A 20,281-nucleotide genomic window follows, 5' to 3' on the forward strand; every position below is an offset into this window, starting at 1 on the left:
GTCAGCCACGGCCTTTCCCCCTTCGGACGCGCGGGTCGAGTCCGAAGACGGCGATGTCGACCGCGAGGTTGATGAGGACGATGGCGGCGGCGAGGGCCAGCGTGACCGCCTGGACCACGGGGATGTCACGGGCGCTGATGGCGTTGGTCAGCAGTGAGCCGATGCCGTCGAATCCGAAGACGGACTCTACGACCACCAGGCCGCCGGTGAGCGCGATCAGCAGCCCTCCGGCCTGGGTCACGATGGGGACGGCGGCGTTGCGCAGAACGTCGTTCCACAGGATGCGCCGGGAGCTGACGCCTCGGGATCGAGCGAAGGTCACATGGTCTGAGTCGAATACGTCCATGACCGCCGACCGCGTGACTCGCGTCGCCGAGGCAAGAAGCACCGCGGCCATCGCAACCGTGGGTAGGACCAGGTGACGGAGGGTGTCGATCCCGCCTTCTCCACTCCCCACGGTCGGAAACCAGCCGAGCTTCACGCCGAACAACCAGGTCAGCAGGATCGCGGTGGCGAACATCGGAGTGCTCGCGCCAATCACGACGGTGCTACTCACCCAGCGATCGACCACGCCGTCCCGGTGGGTGGCCGCCAGCAGACCGAGGGCGATTCCTCCGATCATCGCCAGTCCCCAGGCGCTCAGCAGGAGCGGCAGCGTGATGGCGGCAGCCCGCCCCAGGGAGTCGGAGACCGGCTCACGCATGAGGAAGGAGTCGCCGAAGTCGAGGGTCACCAACGACCGCACATAGTGCCCGTACTGCGTCAGCAGGGGGTCGTCGAGGCGATGGGTCTCGCGGATCGCCTGCCGTTGCTCAGCTGACGCATACGGCCCCGCCAGCGCCTGCTCGGCACCGCCCGGCGCGGCATGGATCAGGGCGAAGAGCGCGAACGACACGACCAGGAGGACCGCCACACCGCCCAAGAGGCGTCCGCCGAGGAAACGGAGTGCCGAGCCGACCGAGTTCGGCCCAGCACTCCCACGGCCGGTCCGGCTCACGCGGCCACCAAAGCATCGGGCCACCGCGACATCCACCAGAAGGTGCCCGCGGACGCGGCGTCGAGACCGTTCCGGGCGGCGACGAACACCTTGGGGAATGCGATCGGCACGTAGGGCACGTCAGCCTGGGCGAGCGTGAGGGCCTCAAGAAGCAACGCGCCGCGCCGCGGGTCGTCGACGGCGAGCTTCTGGCTGTCGTTGAGCCGGGCATCGACGGCTGGGTTGACGTAGTCGGAGATGTTGGTCCCCGATCCTCCGGCGATGGCGGTGTTGGCCCCGTTGATGACGTACATCGGCAAATTGGACGCGTCGGGCGTGCTGCCGCTGAACATGTCGATCGAGACGCCGTCGGTCTCGCGACCGAAGTACACCGCGCTGTAGTACGTCTGGTCGTCGACCTCGCGCACCTGGAGCTTGATTCCGATCTTGGCGAGATCCTGGGCGGCCGTCTGGACGATGAGGCCAAGAGTGGGGTCACTGCCGGTGACCAGCACCTCCGCAGACACGCCGGCCGGAGATGAGGACTGCGCGATCTCGTTCCGTGCGGCGTCGAGGTCGAAAACGATGTCATTGCCGAGCTTGGTGTAGGCGGCTCTGGTGGCCTCCTCGCCGGCCAGAGCGTCCATGACCGACTCGGGGACGACGGTCGGAGCGAGTTCCGCGTTGCCGCCGAGCGCTCCCTGGACGATCGCCCCACGGTTCAGTGCCATCTGGAAAGCACGCCGCAGATGGATGTCGTTCCACGGCTTGGTCTCGACGTTGAGGTTGAACTTGTACACGGACAGGTCGGCGCTGTCCGCGATCCGCATGTTGGGCAGGCCGCCGATGGAGGCGACCTGCGGCAGCGGGACGTTGAGCATGCCGTCGTATTCGGCGGACTGCAACGCGTTCATGCGGGCCGCGTCGTCACTGATCACTCCGAGCTTGACGTTCTCGAGCGCCGGCTTGCCCTCGCCCCAGTAGCCGTCGTTGGCTTCGAGCGTGACCTCGCGGGTGGGGCTGAAGGCGGCGAACTTGTACGGACCGGTGCCCAGGTTGAGCACGTCCCGGGTACCGACACGCGTGCCGTTCTTGTCGTAGAAGGCCTTCGAGACCATGCCGATCTGGGCGAGAGCCGCGGTGAACTGCGGGTCGGGTGCACTGAGTGAGACAGTGGCCTTGTCGTCGCCGGTGACTTCGACCGACTTCACCTGGGTGAACAGCGCGGCGTTGACCGACTCCGAGTCGGCGCCGACGTGCAGGCTGATGGAGAATGCCGCGTCCTCGGCCGTGAACGGCGATCCGTCCCAGAACGTGACTCCGTCGCGGATCGTGAGGACGTAGGTCGTCGGGTCGGGGGTCTCGACGACAGAGGCCAGCAGCGGCTCGAACTTGCCGTCGTGGTACCGGAGCAGCGGCTCGAGCGCGATGAGGAGCGAACCGCTTGCGAGGCTGCTGGACTGCCGCGGGTCGAGGACCGGGGGCAGGACCGTGGTGAGCATGCTCACCGACTTGCTCTTATTGGCGCCGCCGCTGGCGGCGCACGCGGTGGTGGCGAGCGCCAGCGCCGCGATCACTCCCACTCCAACGAGTCCGGGAAGGATGCGTCCACCTCTAGTTGTCATGGTCCCCCACCTGGCCGAAGGGTTACGGATGTCAGGGACGCTATCTTGCATCCAATTGTTTGTCTCCAGGTTCGCGTCACATTTCTGTGAAGATGTCGAGCACGCGTGCCTCGCACGTGTCTCGCGGTCGCACCCGTCGCAAGCGTTTGGACTTCCTCGCCCGCTCAGCAGGCACACAGCGCACGCGGCAACCGCAGTACCTCACGGGTCGGAGCGTCCCGCAGGGGCATCCCGGAGAAAGACAACAGGATCGCCCGGCGGACACCCACCACCGTCCACCCGCACCGCCACCAGCAGCGCAACAGCATCAGCCCGCCCTCAACCGCAATCCGGAAGACACGGCCGTCTAGGGCCGGGTGGGTGATGCGTGCTGAGCGGCGAGCTGGCGCAGCAGGTCGTTGCGCCGTTCCAGCTCTTCGTCGGAGCCGGGCACCATCATCTCGCCGTGCTCAGCGACGCTCTCCTGCGCCTTGTCGACGAGGGGACGCTGCCGTTTCTCGTAGCGCTCGTAGGCAGCCGGGAGGCTGCCGGGGGTGCGCGCGACCTCCTCAGCCAGGTACTCGGCGGCGGTCAGCGCGAGGCTGGTGCCCATGCCCGACAGCAATGACGCGCAGTGCGCCGCGTCGCCGATCAGCGCGACTCTGCCTCGTGTCCATCGCGGCATGCGAATCTGCGCGAGCGAGTCAAAGTAGAAGCCCTCGGTCTGGTCATCGGCGAACGCCTCACGCAGCCGCGGCAGCTCCCAGGCTCCACCGCGGTCGAGGAAGTCAGTCACGATACGGCGCTGCTGGTCGAGGTTGCGGTAGTCGTAGTCGATCTCGTCGCTACGCACCAGGATGTAGGCGAGCGGCCCGTCGCCCACGTCACGCACCGCCGCCATGAGGCCCGGAACGCTGTACATGGCCTGTTGCCAGGACTCGTCCGGATTGAGGTTGGCCAGTGCCACGTAGAAGCCCTGATGCACGAGGAAGGCGGACTCGGCACCGAAGGTCATCCGTCGGGTCGACGAGTGCAGTCCATCCGCGCCGACGACCAGGTCGAACGTCTCCTTGTATCCGTCTGTGAACCGCACCTCGACGGCGGCTTCGTCGGCCATCTGCGCGATCGACACGCCGAAGCGGAAGTCCGCGTTCGGTTGCGCGGCCGCGAAGAGCAGGTCGTTGAGCCGATCACGAGTGATCTCGATGTCGTCGGCGGTCTCGTTGGCGAACCAGGTGAGATCGATGGTCGCGACGGGCCGGCCGTCCGAGTCGAGTACGGTACCCGGCTCGGTCGGCGGCACGATCTGTTGCCGGGCGGCATCCAGGATGCCCATCCGGGCGGCGGTGCCGAGCGCCTCACCTCGGACGTCTATCGGGGCGCCACCGCGCCGCAGCCCGTCGCACAACTCCACCACAGTGACATCAGCACCGTGACGGGAGAACCAGTAGGCGGCCGAAAGGCCGGCCATGCTCGCGCCGGACACGAGAACCTTCACCCCACACGCTCCTCGCACGAATCGCCGCATTGACGTCGCCGCGTCCCATATCGGGCCATGCCACTCCTCGTTCGTCTCACCTGATGCCGGCACACTCGGGTTCTCGCACCCGAGAACTGATAGCATCCTATCCGAGCTAGATTGGATGTAGTTAGAAATCTGCCGAAGGAGTTCCTGGATGGGTTCCCGCCCCTCGGCCCCTCACCGCTCCCCTGCCCTCGCACGCGTGGCCGTTGAACGCAGCCGGCGCCGAGCACCTACCGCCGTCCTGATTCTCGTCGGTGCCGCAGCCGGCGCCGTCCTCCTGCTAATCCATGTCGAGGTGGTGGGGCTGTTGGTGGCTGGCGGCGGCGTGGCCGCCGCCGTGGCGATGGGAGAGGCGCACGCCCGAGCGGTCCCAACCAGCCCGCCTTCAGGCGCTGCTCCGGCACCGGCCGAATCAGCGCTCGTGGAGTCGGCGTCATGACTCTCAGCGCCTTCGATCTGTTCTCGATCGGTATCGGCCCGTCGAGTTCCCACACGGTCGGGCCGATGCGCGCGTCACGGATGTTCGTCGACGAACTGCGTGCAAGCGCAGGGCTCGCAGCGGTCCACCGCCTCCATGTGCGGCTGCTCGGCTCCCTCGGCGCCACAGGCACCGGCCACGGGACGCCAGGCGCAGTGCTGGCGGGGCTCGAGGGCCACCGCCCCGAGACTGTCGATCCCGCCCTGGTGGCGGCGAAAACCGAAGCTGGTGGCGTCCTGCTCGGTGGCGAGTTCCCCCTGTACGCCGGCGCGGTCGTCATCGACCTCTGCCCAGGTGATCGCCTCCCGCGCCACCCGAACGCGCTCGAGTACTCCGCCCACGGCATCGGCGGACAGCTACTTCTGCGACGCACCTACTATTCGGTCGGCGGCGGCTTCGTCGAGCGGGACGGGGAGGTGAGCGGTTCAGATCTCCCCGTGCCTCTTGAGTTCCGCACCGCCTTCGAATTACTCGCCCGCTGCCGAGAGCACGGCATCTCGATCAGCGAGGTGATGTGGCGCAACGAGTGCTCACGCCGCGAACCCCAGGAGGTTCGCCGCGACCTCCTCGCCATCTGGGCCGCGATGTCCCAATCCATCGAACGGGGATTCCGCACCGCGGGCGCCCTCCCCGGAGGACTGCGCACCAAGCGACGGGCGCCGATCCTCTACAAACAACTCTCTTCCCGTGGTCCGGAAGCGGCCCGCTCGACCGACTGGCTCGCTGCCGCCGCGATGGCGGTGAACGAGGAGAACGCCGCAGGTGGGCGAGTCGTGACCGCTCCGACCAACGGAGCCGCCGGGATCGTCCCCGCAGTCCTCTACTGGGCACTGCTGCACCTGGAGCCAGCCGAGCACGACGATGCCGTCGTACGGTTCCTGCTGTGCGCCGCAGGCATCGCGGTCCTGTTCAAGAAGGGCGCGTCGGTCTCCGGCGCCGAGGTCGGTTGCCAAGGTGAGGTCGGCTCCGCCTGCGCGATGGCGGCCGGCGCAGTCACCGAGACATTCGGAGGCACCCCGGCGCAGGTGGAAAACGCCGCCGAGATCGGCATCGAACACAACCTTGGCCTCACCTGCGATCCGATCGCCGGACTGGTGCAGATCCCGTGTATCGAACGCAACGCGGTAGCGGCCGTAAAAGCAGTGACCGCATCGCGGATCGCACTGTACGGCGACGGGACGCACCGCGTGTTCCTCGACCATGCGATCGCAACCATGCGACAGACCGGACTCGACATGCACAGCAAGTACAAGGAGACGTCCACTGGCGGTCTCGCGGTAAACGTACCCGACTGCTGACCGGGCGTTGCGTGCCTGAGTCAACCCGACCACCCAGGCGTGACCTGATACACCGACAAGAGAGGACACCATGAGCATCACCGACGACACCATGTCCACCGACCCCGGCGACGAGCTTGTCTTCGCGAACGACCGAGTGCGTGTCTGGGCCATGAACCTGGGCCCGGGCGAGGCGATCTTCTTTCACGCCCACCAACACGACCACCTGATTCTGTGGCCTCAAGCCGGCCGGGCCCGAGCCCACGACATCGACGAGGAAGACTGGGTACATGTCCAGGAGGCGCAGAAGAACTTCGCCTTTTTCAAAACCGTCGGTCGCGGGAACGCGCTGAAGCCGCACCGCCTCCTCAACCTCGAGGACCATCCAGTGACGCACTACATCATCGAGCTGATCAGCGAGGAGTCGCCGAGCGACGTCGAACTCCCGGCCGAATCGAACGGACGTGGCGAGATGTCGCGCCCCCACGTTGTTCTCGAGCCGAACGAACAGGTCGACCACCGGCACCGACCAGCCTTGTGAGCCACTTGGCGCAGTTGCTGGGCGACGTGCGGGCCGGGGCGGGGCCCTCGCCCGCACGTGGATCCCGGCGACCCGGCGTAACGCTACCGGTAGGCGCGGTGGCCGGCGAGCGCGTGGCCGACGATGAGCGTGTGCATCTCGGCTGTGCCGTGCCTGCCCGAGGCCGCCCGGTTGCGGTGTTACGCCCGAGGCCGCTGGTTGCGGTGTCACGCGTCGGCGTACACCTCCTTCGCGGCCGCGACCCCACCGCCCGCCGTCACCGAAACGCCGTAGCCGCGCAGCACCTGCTCCAGCGCGGCGAGGGTGACAAGGACCGCATCAGTCCGGGCGTTGTAGCCCATCGTTCCGATCCGCCACACTCGCCCGGCCAACGGACCGAACGAGGTGCCGATCTCGATCCCGAAGTCGGCAAGCATTGCCGCCCGAGCCTTGTCGTCCGGCACACCGTCGGGTATCCGCACGGCGACGACGTTGTTCATCTTGTGCTCGACGTCGCCGAACACGTCCAGCCCGAGCCCTGTGACGCCGGCGAGCATCGCCCGGCCGTGAAGTTCGTGGCGGGCGACCGCGCGCCCGATGCCCTCCTCGACCAGCAGCCGGGCGCACTCGCGGGCGGCGTAGAGCATCGATGTGGCCTCGGTGTGGTGGTTGAGCCGGCGCGGTCCCCAGTAGTCCATGATCTGCGCGAGGTCGAGGTAGTTCGATGCGATCGGGGTGCCGCGTTCGACGTCGTCGGCGTCGCGGATGCCTTCCTCGATGTGCTTGCGGTCGTCGATTACCGCGACCGCCCGGGGCGAAATCGTGATCGGCGCGCTTCCGGACGGGCCGCCGAGGCACTTCTGGAGGCCGGCGGTGACGACGTCTACCCCCCATGCGTCGGTGGGTAGCGAGTTGCCGCCGAGTGTCGCGGTGGCGTCGCAGTAGAAGATGGCGTCGTACCGCCGGCAGATCTCGCCGAGGTCGGACATCGGCTGGCACATGGTGGTCGCCGTGTCGCCGTGGACCACCGCGAGCACCTTCGGTCGGACTCGTGCGACGGCGGCCTCGATCACCTCGGGCTCGAACACCTCGCCCCAGGGCACCTCGATGGTGTGGATCTCGGCCGCGCAGCGCTTGGCGATCTCGACAAGGAGATGGCCGAACCGACCGAAGACCGGCACCAGCACCCGGTCGCCCGGCTCGATCAGTGAAACCAGCGACGCCTCGATGCCGGCCCGGGACGTGCCGTCGACCAGGAACGTCTGCTCGTTCGACGTACAGAAAACCGAGCGGTACAGGGCCATCGTTTCGCTCATGGCGTGGGTCATCGCCGGGTCGAACTGCCCCACGAGCGGCGCCGCCATGGCGCGCAGCACCCGTGGGTCCGCGGTGATCGGCCCAGGTCCCATGAGCAAGCGTGGGGGCGGGTTGATAGGTTCTGGAATCCTCACGTGCTTCTCCTGAGCGGGAAGAGGATGTCGTCCGCAGCCTGTCGCGGTGTGGTTCATGCCAGGTTCACAGCGAGATCGAATAGATCTCTGTCGCGGCCGGTCGCGGCGACGAGGCAGACGCCGGTCGGGAAACCCGACTCGGTCCGCAGCGGCAGGCTGACCGCCGGGAGGCCGCCGAGCCCGGCGAGACAGGTGAGCCGCATCGTGGCGTCACGGACCGAATGAAGCCCGTCGCCGACCGGCGGGGCGACGGAGGACACGCTCGGGAGCGCAAGCACTCGGTCGCCGACCAGGTCACGGATCGTACGGCGGGCGGCATCGGCCGCTCGGCGAGCGGATGCCGCCGTAGTGGCGTCGATGGTGGCTGCGTGCTGGAACCTTCTCCGTACGTCGTTGCCGAGGGTGTTGAGTCGGGAGGCCAGCCAGCCACCGTGACGCTGCCAGGCCTGATATGCCTGCCAGGTCTGGAAGGCCCGTCGCCAGTCGTCGATCTCGGTCAGTGGCCACTGTTCCGTTGCCGCCCCCCGCACGCGTAGCCAGGCGCCGACCGCCGCCGCTATCTCCGGTTCGGCGAGCGCCAGCAGTGGGGGTACGACGACGAGGTTGGCGGTGCCGCCCGGGCCGTCTGCTGGCAGCAGCACCTCGCCGACGGCCTGGAGGACCTCCGCCGACCGGGTCAGCCAGCCGATGGCGTCGAAGTCAGACGCGAGCGGCAGCAGCCCGGTTCTGTCGACGACACCGTGCGTCGTGCGAATCCCGAAGCAGCCCTGGTAGGCGGCTGGCACGCGGATCGAGCCGCCGGTATCGGTGCCGAGCCCGATTGTGGCTTGTCCTCCAGCGACGGCGCTCGCGCTGCCGCTGGAGGATCCGCCGGGGATTCGGCCCGGCGCCGCGAAATTCGGCGGGGTGCCGTAGTGGGCGTTGGTCCCAGCGAGCGAGTAGGCGAACTCGTCGGTGTGGGCGATACCGCGGACGGCGGCACCGGCGTCGAGCAGTCGGTGAACGACGTCGGCATGCTCCGGCTCGGTACGGGCGGCGGCAAGCCAAGCCGGGTTGCCCGCGCCGACCCGCTCCCCGGCGACGGCGTAAAGATCCTTGACCGCGACGGTATGGCCGGTGAGGGGTCCGGCTCCGGTGGCCGGTACCAAGGGGTCGCCGATGACTCGCCACACCGTTCTGACGGACTCCGGCGTGGTCGCGGGTCCATTGCTCATGCGAAGTCTGCCTTGCGAATCGTGGCGTGCACGCCCTTCACCACGTCGACGACCTGGGAGATCCGGAAGTCGGTGGCGGCGGAAAGGTAGGCGTAGGCCAACTGGGGGTCCATTCCGAACCTTGCCTGGAGCAGGGCGATCGCGGCGCGTACGCAGTCCTGCACCGCTTTGTCGAGATCCTCGTCGAGGCCGGTCGGGATCAGGTACTCCGTCGTCTCCGCCAGCGGCCCGACAAGTTGCCCGAAGCGCCGCAGCGCCTCCTCGCGTGCGACCACGTCGAACCGGACAGTGACCCGCAGGCTCGCCTCCATGGCGGTCAAGGCGACCTCCCCGTCCCCCTGTGCGAAGTGCGGGTCGCCGACATAGGCGAGTGCCCCGGCGACCTGTACCGGTAGGTAGAGGGTGCTGCCGGCGGTGAGGAGGGCGATGTCGAGATTGCCGCCGTGCCGACCCGGCGGCACGGAGTTCGGCCGTTCGGCGCTGGGCACCGCGACCCCCATCACGCCAAGGAACGGTGCGAGCGGGAACCGGACCCGCGGTTCCCCGCCTTCGACCAGCGGCAGCCGACCGTGGCGGCCGTCCGCGTCGACTGTGGCGTACGCGCTGTAGGTGGGCGCGTCGCCGAGTGGGTACTCGCCGGGTAGCGCGCCCTTGCGGTGGCGGTTCGAGATCACGCCGTACGGCACGCGCGGCGTCGTATCAATCACGGTCATCGACAGCAGGTCGCCGACTCGCGCGCCGTGCACCTCGATCGACCGCGACACCACATGTGGGCCGTCGACGCCGAACTCGTGCGCGGCGGCGCTGCCCGCGAGCGCGATCGCGTCGTCGAGTACCTCGCTGACGCCATACCGCCCGAAGAACGCCTTCGGATCGCGGCCTTGGTCCTCGAGGATCCCCTCGTGGCTGAGCGTGTCGACGGTCACCTCGGCGCCGGGGTCGATCCGCAGCACCGGCGCGTCAGTCGCGCACGGGAGGCGACCCCACAGCACGAGGTCGGGCGTGGCCGGTAGGTAGGTCGCCGCCCTGATCGGACCGGCGCCCGGCTGCAGGATGGGAGGGCCGTCGGTGACATTCATGGCATGGACCTTTCGCAGCCGAGCAGACGTTTCAGGAGACGGTGGACCTGGCGAGGAATCGACCGCGGCCTGGTGCACCGACGTACCTGCCGTCCTCGACGATTAGCTCGCCCCTGCTCCACACCTGCGTGATTCGCCCCGGCAAGACCCACCCTTCCCAGGGCGTGTAGTCGATGCGCTGGTGTTGGGTGTCGGCACTGATTCGGATCTCGCCGTTGGGGTTCAGCACCACGAGGTCCGCGTCGCTACCGGCTGCGATCACGCCCTTGCGCGGATACAAACCGAACTGCTTTGCCGGCGCGGTCGCGGTGAGTTCGACGAACCGCTCGATACCCAGCCTGCCGGTCGCGACCCCCTGCCCATACAACACCGGGAGCCGGTGCTCGACGCCGGGACCGCCGTTCGGGATCTGACGGAAGTCGTCTTTGCCGTAGCGTTCCTTGTCGACCAGGCAATACGGGCAATGGTCCGAGCTGACGACGCTGAGGTCACCGAGCCCCAACCCTTCCCAGAGCGCGTTGCGATGCTCCTCGCTACGCAACGGCGGCGTGAGCACTACCTTGCCGCCCTCGAAACCCGGGGCGTCGTACATCTCGGGGTCGAGGGTGAGGTAGTGGGTGCAGGTCTCGGCGGCGACCGCGCCGCCGTTGCGCCGGGCAGCCGCGACCGCCTCGACTGCGCCCGCTGTCGAGACGTGCACGAAGTAGATCGGTGCCGACGCCATGTCGGCGATCGCGATCGCTCGGTGAACCGCCTCGACCTCGGTCTTCGGGGGACGGGAGAGCAGGTGGCCGCGTGGGCCGGTCGTGCCGGACGCCACGAGGTCGGCCGCCAACCGGTCGATGACGTCGCCGTTCTCGGCGTGCACGCACACCTGGGCACCGAGGCTGCCGGCCCTGCGGAGGACGTCGAACAGCTGACCGTCGTTGAGCATCAGGGTTCCCCGATAGGCCATGAACACCTTGAAGCTCGTGACGCCACTGGCGACCACGTCCGCGAAGTCGGCCATCGCGCCGTCGTACAGGTCACTCACGCACATGTGGAACCCGTAGTCGACCACCGCCTTCCCACGCGCCTTGTCCGCGTGCGCGGCGAGCGAGTCCATCAGCCCCAGCCCTGGTGCCTGGGCCGCGAAGTCGACCAACGTGGTCGTGCCACCCGCTGCCGCGGCGATGGTGCCGCTCTCGAAGTCGTCGGCGGTCCTTGGTCCATTCAGTCCGGAGTCGAGGTGGGTGTGCACGTCGACACCGCCGGGCAGCAGGAGGCGGCCGCTGACGTCGACGATGTCCATGTCCATGGTCGCGGCCAGTTGGGACAGATCGCCGACCGCCGCGACGGTCTCGTCGATCACCAGCACATCGGCTCGGAGGCTGCCGGTCGCGCTGGCGACGGTGCCGCCAGTGAAGAGCGTGCGAGTCATTCAAAGCTCCTGTCGTTGCCTGGTGGTTCTGCGTCTGCCGAGTGCGCGCGAGACGGTGCCGGCGGGCGCAGCACGAGCGGCGCCAGGGGAAGACGCGGGCGCAGCCCCGCATCGAGTACATCGGTCGAGACCCGCCCGCACCGCTGTGCCCAGGCCGTCACCGCAGCCGCACAGCGCCGGCCCTGGCACAGCCCCATGCCGGCACGGGTCACGGACTTGACGTCCCGCGGCGTCGGCGGGTCCGGCAGCAACGGCACGATCGCCTCGAGATCGCCGAGGGTTACCCCCTCACACGCGCACACGATGGTGTCCGCGCTGGCGCCGGCGCCAGGCAGCGGCGTGCGTCCGGCGATGCCGGCCTGCCAACGGGCGAGCTGCCGCCCCCGTCTGACAGCCCTGCGGAGTGCGGTGCGTCGTCCGGAGGCGGGGCCGCCGCCCAGGCCGATCAGCGCGGCAATCTCGTCCGCGACGAGCACACCGTGCGCCGCGAGGCCAGCCGGTCCCCGGACCCCGGCTGCGGCTCCAGCCGCCACGACAGATAGCAGAGGGGCGTCATTGACGACCACCCAGCCGCCGAGCACAGCGTCCCACGTGGATCGGGCGCCGACGCTGCGAGCGAGCTCCGACGGCGGGATCCGCGAGTCGGCGACGATCACCCGGCGCACCGTCAGCGCACCATCCACGCCGACACCGCGAGGATGCGCGCGCAGGGCGTCGCCGGCCCGCTCAAGCGCGGCCAGCGCCGTCCCGAAACGGACACGCACGCCGCGCCGACGGAGCGTCACCAGCAGCCGGACCGCCGGGAGGGCGCCGATCCGCAGCAGTGCGGGCGCCCGGAGCAGATGTCGGAGCAGCGCCGCACGACCGAACGGAAGCCACACCTCGCGCGGCGTCCCGTGGCGCAGTGCCTCCTCCGTGGCTCCGAGATGGCCACCGACGAGAAGCACGTCGTCGTCGAGCGGCTCCCCCGGCTCATCCGCGTGCTCGCCGCCCGGGACGAGCGGTATCGTGCCGTACTCCGAGAGCGCGGAGACCACAGCGCGACAACCGATCGTGTTTGACGGCAGTCCGTCCACGGCAAGGTCCACCACCATGCCCACCCGGTCGCGGTCACCCGTGCTGTCGGGGTCGCCCTCGTCCAGAGGTGTCACCGCCCAGACCTGGACCTGGCGGTCGTCGGCGAGAACCACCTCGGCACCGCGGCGGCGCAGCTCGTCCACCGCAGCGAAGGCTGCTTCGTCATGGCCGACCACGACCACGTCTACCGTGCGGTCCGTTTGTACGTCACCAGCCGCCGGCGCACTCACCGCGCACCTCCCGCCGCGACTCCGACAGCGCCGAAGCGACCAGGGGAAAAGGGCGTGAGATCGACGCCAGGGTCCTGACCGAGTGCCAGGCGGGCTGCCGCCCAGCCACACGTCGGGCCGAGAGTGTAGCCGGTGTGACCAGCCACCGAGACGATCAGGCCGGGCTGGCCGGGTACTTCGCCGATGACCGGGATCTCATCGGCGGGAGTTCCGAGCAGGCCTTGCCAGGACCGGACGATGCGCAGCCCGGCAACGCCGGGCACCACCCGTACGGCGTCCTCCATGCCCGCCCGCAGGCTGGCGCGCATGGGCTCCGTACGCCAGCCGAGCGGGCCCTCCACACGGACGACCCGGGCCGGGCGACCGCCACCGATCATCACGTTGCCGGAGGAGACCTGCTTGACGGACAGGGGCCGGGAGGTATGCATGATGAGGTGCTCCACCCGTCGACTTCCCGCTTCGGTGACCGACATGGTCAGGCCGCTGACCTCGATGGGCACCGTGGTGATCGGGCGCAGGACGCGCTCGGTCCAGGCGCCGGCCGCGACAAGCACGACGTCGGCGTCCACGCCATCGCCCGGATCGGTGTCCACCCGCCACCGTCCGCCGCTGCGGCGCAGCCCGGTCACGGCGCTGGTCAGGTCGAACCGGGCTCCCCGCTCGCGGGCGGCGCGGGCCAGTTCGTAGCAGGCGGTCTTCGCGTCGACGTACCCCTCGCGGGCATGCCATGACGCCCCGCGCACGCCAGATGCGACCTCGGGGACCAGGTCGGCGAGGTCGGCCCGGTCGACGAACTGAGTCGTGAAGCCCGCGGCACGTTCCAACTCGACCTTCCGCCGGAGGATGTCGACGTCGTCGTCGGACTCGGCAACGACGATCCCGCCGAAGTTGACCACCTTCACCCGGCCGTCGGTCTCGGACGCCAGCGCCGTCCAGCGCCGATCGGCATCGTCGTTGAGTTCGATGATCCGGGCGTGCCGGCGGAACTCCTCTTCGCCGTCCTTCAGCGCTGTGTAGCTCAGCTGGAAATGGAGGTTGGCCGCGGTCTGGGTGGATGCCTGTGTTGCGAGTCCCATCGGGTCGAGGACGAGCACGTCGGCCTCGGGCGCCAGATAGTACGCGGCCGAGCAGCCGACGATGCCGGCGCCGATGATGAGGACGGAGGTTGCGGTCACAGCAGGCCGTGCCGCTCCAGCACCGTGCGGAGACTCGCCACGGCGTGCTCGTCGAGGTCGCGCAACGGACGGCGTGGCCAGCCGCCGGGCTGACCGAGCATCCGCATCGCGGCTTTGATCTGGGAGATCTGTGAGCCGTGGAGACCGACGAAGTCGTAGCCGATCATGTCGGACTGCTGCGCGTCGTACCGGTCTGCGTGCACGCGCGCGACGTCGATCTCTCCCTTCCAGTAGGCCTCGAAGAACGGCACGCCGTGCTGGGCGGCCAGCGCCCCGCCCTCGATGCTGCCCTGGCCACCGAGCTGGTCCATCACGCCGATGCCGAGGCGAGTGATGTAGTTGGCGAAGAAGACCGACCGGGAGCCGAGTCGCGCGAGCGTGTCGAGGTGCTCGCCGTACTTCGGGGTGCTGTCCTTGACCGCCACCACCTGTGGCAGGGCGACGAGTCGCTCGATCAGGTCGGTGGACATGTTCACCGCGGTGCCTCGCGGCCAGTTGTAGACCATGATCGGCCCGTCGACGGCCTCGGCGACCTCGCGGTAGAAGTGGTAGATCTCGTCCTCGGTCGGGCGGGCGTACGGCGGCGGCGTGAACAGGATGCCGTCGGCACCGTCGGCCAGTGCCGCTCGACCGAGATCGATCACGGCATCCGGGGTGAATCCGGTGACGCCCACCACGACGGGAAAGACTCCGTTGACGTGTTCACACGCCACCCGGGCGACGTCGCGACGCTCCTGCGAGGTTTGGGCATACCACTCCCCCGACGAGCCGTTGACCAGGACGCCGTGCACGCCCAGCTCCTGGTACAGGTCGAGTTGCTCGCGCCACATGGTGAGGTCGAGGCGTCCGTCCTGCGCGAACGGGGTGGTGGCGGCAGGCCAGTAGCCGCGCCACTGATCAGCGGGGATCACTGGCAGTCCTTTCGACGTTGAGGAATTGGTGGGTGGATGGGTCCTCCGGTAGTGGGGGTAGAGAGGCCCACTCCGAGCGGGGCCACTGGGCCTGTCGGATGAACTCGGCCGCCGCGGGGTGGGTGCGTGACGAGCCGGACAGGCCAAGCTGGGCGAGTACGCCCGCCAGACGAACCGAGAGGGATAACGGCTCGACAGCGGGGACGCCGGCCTGGCCTGCCTCGGCGAGGCGTTGCTCGACGGTTGTCCCGGCACCTTGCATGGCGGTGCAGCCGAGGACGACGACGTGGGCGCCGTCGTGCTCAACCGCGGCCTGGGCCTGCTCGGCCATCCGATCCAGCAGAAGGTCCTCGTCGTCGTGGAGCCGCTGGACCGGCACGTCGAGCGCGCGGGCCGAAGCGAACCGGTGCCGCAGGCCCCACTTTCTGATCTGGTCCTCGACGACCTCGATGCTGCGCGGCAGGGTCACCAGCACGCTGAAGCGGCGTCCGAGCATGCACGCCACCTGGAACGACGCCTGGGCCGGACCAACGACGGGGATTTCGACGATCTCCCGGGCGGCCTGCACGCCGACATCGCGCATGCAGCGCACCACCACCGCGTCCACGCCCTCGTCACGTGCGGCGACGACCCGGTCGACGACCTGACGCTCCACTCGCGCCACGTCATACGCCGCCTCGAGCGACCGCGGCACGTCGGCCAACCGGTCGACCTCAAGCCGCAGTCCGCCAGTCGAACTGATCACGGTCGCGTCGCCGTCCCAGGTCGAGCGCAACGGGACGATGATCCGGACGCGGGTGCTCATCGGCCGAGGTAGGACGTCGCGTCCGGATAGGTACGCCGGCTATGGCTGAGCCCCAGCTCATGCAGGATCTGCCCCATGCGGATCGTGGCTTGCAGCGGCTCGATGACCGGGATGCCGGGGTGCCCGAGCGCGGCCAGGCCGTCCCGCACCTTCCGCCCGATGCCGTCCATCGCCGTACATCCGAGGATCACGACGTGGGCGCCGTCCTCGACGACGGCGGCTTTGGCCTCCTCGGTGAGTCGCTTCACCAACAGCTCGTCGTCGTCATGAAGATGCTCGACGCCGATGTTGACCGCGCGGGCGGACGCGAACGAGTCCTTCAGCCCGTGCAGCATGACCTGGTCTTCGACGACCTCGATGCTGCGCGGCAGGGTTACCAGCACGCTGAAGCGGCGTCCGAGCATGGCTGCCAGGTGCATGCTGGTCTGAGCCGGACCCAGGACCGGGATGCTGACCATCTCGCGTGCCGTCGCGATCGCGACATCTCGCATGCAGTCGGTGACCACGGCGTCGGCGCCAGCACGCTCGGCGGCCATCGCGAGGTCGACCACCTCCTGCTCGACCCTGGCCACGTTGTAGGCGCATTCGAGCGTGGTCGGGCCGTTCTCGTTGATGTGCACGATGTCGACGGCGAGGTCGTCACGCTCGAACGGCGCGGTGTCGCTGGTGCGGTTGCCGGAGTGCAGCGGGACGATGACGTGGACGTTTGTCCGAGCCGAGTCGGACTGGTGCTCGGTCATGCTCAGTCTCCTGTCGGTGGAACGGTTCAGGCAGCGGTCGCCGTCGCCGAACGCTGGTCGCGCACGACCCGGCCGCCCTGGACGACGTACTGGATCCGAACGGGGTCGGCGAGTGCCTCGATGTCGTCGAGCGGATTGCCGTCGGTCAGCACCAAATCGGCGATCTTGCCGATCTCGACGGTGCCGAGATCGTCGGCACGTCCGATCAGTTCGGCGGTCGTGCGAGTGGCGGCCACCAGAGCGCGCTCATTGCCGATGACGGCCGCCTTGTAGGTGAGCTCGCGGCCGCGGCGGTCCTGGACCGGGCCGACGATGTCGGAGCCGGACGCCATCTTGACCCCGCGCTCGACCATCACCCGCATGCCCTCGTCCCGGCGGCCCTGCATCGACTCAAGCTTGGCGATCTGGGCGGGCGTGATCCCGGCGGCTTCCCGCGCCTGGAGGAGGTCGTGCGACACCGAGAGAGTCGGGACGACAAACACACCTTCGGCTACGATCCGGTCGGCGGTCTCCTCGTCCATGTCCGTCCCGTGCTCGATACATCGCACCCCGGCGTCCAGGGCGTTGTGCATCGTCGGTTTCGTGTGGCAGTGGGTGTGAACATAGGTACCCCAGCTGCGCGCCACGGTCACGGCGGCGCGAATCTCGTCCACAGTGAACTGCACGGACTCCAGGGGGTCGGTCGGGGACAACGCACCACCCCCCGCGAACATCTTGATCTGGGTCGCACCGCGGCGCAGCTGCTCGCGCGTCATCCGCATAACCGCGTCGACCCCGTCCACCACCTCGGGACGCGCGACCAGTCCGGGGATCGTCGGCGGCCGCGAGCCGCCGTGGTGGGCCGGCCGAAGATCGCCGTGACCGCCGGTCTGGGACAGCACTGAGCCCGACGGCAGGATGCGCGGACCGCGGACCCTGCCGGATGCCACCAGGGTGGCGAAGATCGGCTCGGTGCCACACGCGTCGCGCAGCGTCGTGAATCCCTCGTCGAGGGCCCGCCCGATGACATCGACGACCTGCAGGACGTGCTCGGCCCAGGGCAGGTCTCCGTGGGTGCCGTCACTGCCGAGCAGCGCCACGTGGGCGTGAGCGTCCATCAGGCCAGGTACGAGGGTGAGCCCGGCGCCGTCGATCACGATGCCCGAGTTGCTGGACGCCGCCGCGGCGGTACCGCTCGGCGCTACCGAGGTTATCCGGCCATCCTCAACGAGGACATCCTGCCGCTCACGGGTCGGTGCGCCGGTGCAGTCGACAACGTCGACGCCGATGATGGCGAGCGAGTTCATGGGGCTTCTCCTGGTGGTGTTGATGTGTCACAGCGGGCGCGATGCGCTGGGCCAGCGCCGGATGGCATCGAGGAGGCGGTTCTCGAAGGAGGCGACGTGATCGACAAGGACCGCGCGAAGAACGGCCGCGTCCCGGCGGCCCAGCGCGTCGGCGACCCGCTCGAAGGTGGGCAACAGGCCGTCGGTGTGCTCGAACGTGGCGCCGGCGGCGTTGAGCATCCGCATGCTCTCGCCGACCAGCCGCCAGTAGAACGGCGCCAGGTACGGGTTGGCTGTCATGTCGAGGACTCGGCGGTGGAACTCGGTGTCGAGCGCGAGATCAGTTTCCACACCCCCCTCGGCCTCGGCGGCCTTACTGACGAAGGTGTCGAAGGCTTGACACTGGGCGCGGGTCGCGTTCTTCACGGCCAGCTCGGCGATCACACCTTCCAGTCCACGCCGTGCTTCGACCAGGGCGCCGTGGTTCTCGACCTCGACGCCGGCGACGTACGTCCCCCGCCGGGGCATCACCTCGACGAGTCCGTCGTGGACGAGCAGCCGGATCGCCTCCCGCAACGGTGTCCGCCCCACGCCCAGACGCTCCATCAGCTCGCTCTCCACGAGCACGGCACCAGCACGGAGGCGACCAAGCAAGATCGCGGCTCGCAACCGCTGATACGCGAGCTCGCCCTCAGTGCGGGACGGCTCACCCACCGGCGGTGGTAGCACCGCGACCAGATCGTTGCTGATCACCAGGTCGTCCTCGGCTGGCGTCCTCAATGGTCGGCCCCTCCTCATCAATGATCGGCTGCTTCGGAGACCGTCGACGCGACGCGGCTCTGCGGGATCAGGTCCGCGATCCGGTGAGCGAACATGTCGATGTGCGCTCGCAGCTCGCGTTCGGCAGCGTCCGCGTCGCGTACCTCGAAGGCGGCGACGATGGCACTGACGCTGTCGATCATCGCGGCCGGAGAAGACCGCACGTCACCGTGACGTGCGATCGACATCTCCGCGTCGAGCTGTCGGATCAGCTCTCGCATCCGTTCGTTGCCGCAGTGTTGTGCGATCAGCCGGTGCATCGCGCCGTCGACTGCCTCGACATCCTCGGGCTCGAAGCTGCCACCCGCGCTGAGCGTGTCAACTTGTTGGCGGAGCGCGGCGAGAGCATCGGCGGGTAGGTGCTCGGTCGCCACCCGCGCGGCGAACCCTTCGAGCAGCCAACGTAGCTGGTTGATCTCAAGCAGGTCGCGGACCGACACCTTGGTGACGCGTACCCCTTTACTCGCCATCGGGGTGAGCATCCGCTCGCTCACGAGTCGTGCGACCGCGGTGTGAAGCAGCGCTCGGCTGGTCCCCAGCCGGTTGGCCACCTCGACCTGGTTGACCACCTCGCCGCCGCGCAGCTCACCGGAGACGATCAGGCCACGCAGTTCCTGGTAGACCCGTTCCCCTTCGGTCCTCGCCATCGAGACCTCCTATGTCCGCTCAGCACCTGGCCTTGGTCAGGCGAGCGAGCGGCCAGGTGCGACCAAATCCGGAATCGTGAACTCGCCGCGAGAGACGATCTTCCGCCCATCGAGGTAGAAATCGTGGTTCCGAGTCGGGATGTCGCAGTGAAAGCTGGTCTCGTTCGTGCCATCTGAGTGCCCGCCCGCGCTGGCCCCGAACGCGATCATCATGTTTCCGTAGTAGCCCTCAGAGTCCATGACTCCCCCGCCTTCCCAGAAGCGCAGACCCAGCGTCTCCCACTTCGCCCGGTGCTCGTTGCCCCAACCGATGTGGGAGATGAGGTACGCCCGGTCATCGTCGGCCTGGCGGAAGAAGTCGGACAGCAGCCGGGCGTCGGCGCCCTCCCCGGTCATCGAGACGATCCGGCCGCTCTCGATGACGCATGTGATCGGCGACTGCACGTAGCGCTGCAGCGGAATGATGATGTCGCCGGCGTCGATGACGAGCGTGCCCTGGGCGGTGTAGTCCAGTGGGAAGCACGACGTGAACGCGGACGGCCAGTGGTCCCACCGGCCCGGTATGTCGCTGAAGCCCCACTGGCTCTTGCCCTTGCGGCCCTGCTTCGACATCACCAAATCGGTACCGGCCTCGGAGGTGACCCGGATCTCCTTGGCCTCGTTCATCAGCTTTCCGCCGAACTCCCCGCGCTTCTTCAGCTCCTCGGTCGGGAACAGGCGGAGCAGGATGTCCTCGGGTTCCTCGATCATCAGGGTCTTCGCACCCGCGGCGAGCGCCTCGGTGTGCGCCTTGCTGTAGATCCAGTGGGTGTCCATGCTCGCGAGCAGGCCCACGACGAGTGTCGAGGACTTCCACGCCTCGATCACGGCACGGGATTCCATCCAGCCATTCCCGGCGGGCACGGTCAGCTGCAGGAAATCCGCCCCTACCAAAGCACTCGCGGCCATCAGAGCGGACACGTAGGACTCGTTGGACTTGGTGTTGGTGAAGGCGAGGACCGAATCGCCCTTGCCGATGCCGCACAGTTCCAGGTGGGCCTTGAACATCGGGGTCAGGTCAGCGCCAAC

Annotated in this window: 18 protein-coding genes; 2 read left to right on the forward strand and 16 right to left on the reverse strand. The window is 68.6% G+C overall.

The window, feature by feature from the left end; genetic code table 11:
* Position 1: 1 nt before the first annotated feature.
* The 3 genes from ACFFIA_RS28385 to ACFFIA_RS28395 form a co-directional block, all read right to left on the reverse strand.
* Positions 2-1,033 (reverse strand): ABC transporter permease, encoded by a 1,032-nt coding sequence (locus ACFFIA_RS28385; RefSeq protein WP_377256208.1) that lies wholly within the window; start codon positions 1,031-1,033, stop codon positions 2-4.
* On the reverse strand, positions 994-2,652 hold the full coding sequence (locus tag ACFFIA_RS28390; protein ID WP_377256211.1) for an ABC transporter substrate-binding protein: 1,659 nt from the start codon (positions 2,650-2,652) through the stop codon (positions 994-996). The genes ACFFIA_RS28385 and ACFFIA_RS28390 overlap by 40 nt, the downstream gene beginning before the upstream one ends.
* 295 nt (positions 2,653-2,947) lie before the next feature.
* Positions 2,948-4,078, reverse strand: a complete 1,131-nt coding sequence (locus ACFFIA_RS28395; protein WP_377256213.1) for an FAD-dependent monooxygenase — start codon at positions 4,076-4,078, stop codon at positions 2,948-2,950.
* A 462-nt stretch (positions 4,079-4,540) separates the two neighbouring features.
* On the opposite strand from ACFFIA_RS28395, the gene ACFFIA_RS28400 reads away from it, so the two are divergent.
* Positions 4,541-5,881 carry an L-serine ammonia-lyase gene (locus ACFFIA_RS28400; RefSeq protein ID WP_377256216.1) on the forward strand — a complete coding sequence of 447 codons (1,341 nt, stop codon included), beginning with the start codon at positions 4,541-4,543 and terminating at the stop codon, positions 5,879-5,881.
* Between the two features lie 70 nt (positions 5,882-5,951).
* The gene (locus tag ACFFIA_RS28405; RefSeq protein ID WP_377256219.1) at positions 5,952-6,401 is read left to right on the forward strand and encodes a hypothetical protein; all 450 of its coding nucleotides are present in this window, start codon (positions 5,952-5,954) and stop codon (positions 6,399-6,401) included.
* 206 nt (positions 6,402-6,607) lie between these two features.
* Here ACFFIA_RS28405 and pucG read toward each other — a convergent pair whose 3' ends face one another.
* The 13 genes from pucG to ACFFIA_RS28470 are packed head-to-tail and all read right to left on the reverse strand — an operon-like array spanning position 6,608 to position 20,260.
* Positions 6,608-7,888 carry a (S)-ureidoglycine--glyoxylate transaminase gene (gene pucG / locus ACFFIA_RS28410; protein ID WP_512700725.1) on the reverse strand — a complete coding sequence of 427 codons (1,281 nt, stop codon included), beginning with the start codon at positions 7,886-7,888 and terminating at the stop codon, positions 6,608-6,610.
* A complete protein-coding gene (locus ACFFIA_RS28415; protein ID WP_377256225.1) occupies positions 7,885-9,045 on the reverse strand; it encodes an amidase family protein in 1,161 nt (386 codons plus the stop codon). The genes pucG and ACFFIA_RS28415 overlap by 4 nt, the downstream gene beginning before the upstream one ends.
* The gene (locus ACFFIA_RS28420) at positions 9,042-10,124 is read right to left on the reverse strand and encodes an acetamidase/formamidase family protein (RefSeq protein ID WP_377256228.1); all 1,083 of its coding nucleotides are present in this window, start codon (positions 10,122-10,124) and stop codon (positions 9,042-9,044) included. The genes ACFFIA_RS28415 and ACFFIA_RS28420 overlap by 4 nt, the downstream gene beginning before the upstream one ends.
* A gap of 31 nt (positions 10,125-10,155) precedes the next feature.
* Complete coding sequence (gene hydA, locus ACFFIA_RS28425) at positions 10,156-11,544, reverse strand: dihydropyrimidinase (protein ID WP_377256231.1); 1,389 nt, start codon at positions 11,542-11,544, stop codon at positions 10,156-10,158.
* Entirely contained in the window at positions 11,541-12,851 is a 1,311-nt protein-coding gene (locus ACFFIA_RS28430; protein ID WP_377256234.1) for a (2Fe-2S)-binding protein, read from the reverse strand. The genes hydA and ACFFIA_RS28430 overlap by 4 nt, the downstream gene beginning before the upstream one ends.
* Positions 12,848-14,026, reverse strand: a complete 1,179-nt coding sequence (locus ACFFIA_RS28435) for an NAD(P)/FAD-dependent oxidoreductase (RefSeq protein ID WP_377256237.1) — start codon at positions 14,024-14,026, stop codon at positions 12,848-12,850. The genes ACFFIA_RS28430 and ACFFIA_RS28435 overlap by 4 nt, the downstream gene beginning before the upstream one ends.
* Positions 14,023-14,937, reverse strand: coding sequence for a dihydrodipicolinate synthase family protein (locus ACFFIA_RS28440; protein WP_377256240.1), 915 nt, complete (start codon positions 14,935-14,937; stop codon positions 14,023-14,025). Before ACFFIA_RS28440 ends, ACFFIA_RS28435 begins: the two co-directional genes overlap by 4 nt.
* Positions 14,924-15,712 (reverse strand): aspartate/glutamate racemase family protein, encoded by a 789-nt coding sequence (locus ACFFIA_RS28445; RefSeq protein WP_377256242.1) that lies wholly within the window; start codon positions 15,710-15,712, stop codon positions 14,924-14,926. Before ACFFIA_RS28445 ends, ACFFIA_RS28440 begins: the two co-directional genes overlap by 14 nt.
* A 26-nt stretch (positions 15,713-15,738) precedes the next feature.
* Positions 15,739-16,482: an aspartate/glutamate racemase family protein gene (locus ACFFIA_RS28450; RefSeq protein ID WP_377256244.1), complete on the reverse strand. Its 744-nt coding sequence runs from the start codon at positions 16,480-16,482 to the stop codon at positions 15,739-15,741.
* A 26-nt stretch (positions 16,483-16,508) separates the two neighbouring features.
* Entirely contained in the window at positions 16,509-17,768 is a 1,260-nt protein-coding gene (locus tag ACFFIA_RS28455; protein ID WP_377256247.1) for a metal-dependent hydrolase family protein, read from the reverse strand.
* A 27-nt stretch (positions 17,769-17,795) separates the two neighbouring features.
* Positions 17,796-18,527 carry a GntR family transcriptional regulator gene (locus tag ACFFIA_RS28460; RefSeq protein WP_377256250.1) on the reverse strand — a complete coding sequence of 244 codons (732 nt, stop codon included), beginning with the start codon at positions 18,525-18,527 and terminating at the stop codon, positions 17,796-17,798.
* Between the two features lie 17 nt (positions 18,528-18,544).
* Positions 18,545-19,213 (reverse strand): GntR family transcriptional regulator, encoded by a 669-nt coding sequence (locus tag ACFFIA_RS28465; protein WP_377256252.1) that lies wholly within the window; start codon positions 19,211-19,213, stop codon positions 18,545-18,547.
* A gap of 36 nt (positions 19,214-19,249) precedes the next feature.
* The gene (locus ACFFIA_RS28470) at positions 19,250-20,260 is read right to left on the reverse strand and encodes a 2,5-dihydroxypyridine 5,6-dioxygenase NicX family protein (RefSeq protein ID WP_377256255.1); all 1,011 of its coding nucleotides are present in this window, start codon (positions 20,258-20,260) and stop codon (positions 19,250-19,252) included.
* Positions 20,261-20,281 lie beyond the last annotated feature (21 nt).

The sequence above is a fragment of the Phytohabitans kaempferiae genome (assembly GCF_042433955.1).
Classification (GTDB): Bacteria; Actinomycetota; Actinomycetes; order Mycobacteriales; family Micromonosporaceae; genus Phytohabitans; species Phytohabitans kaempferiae.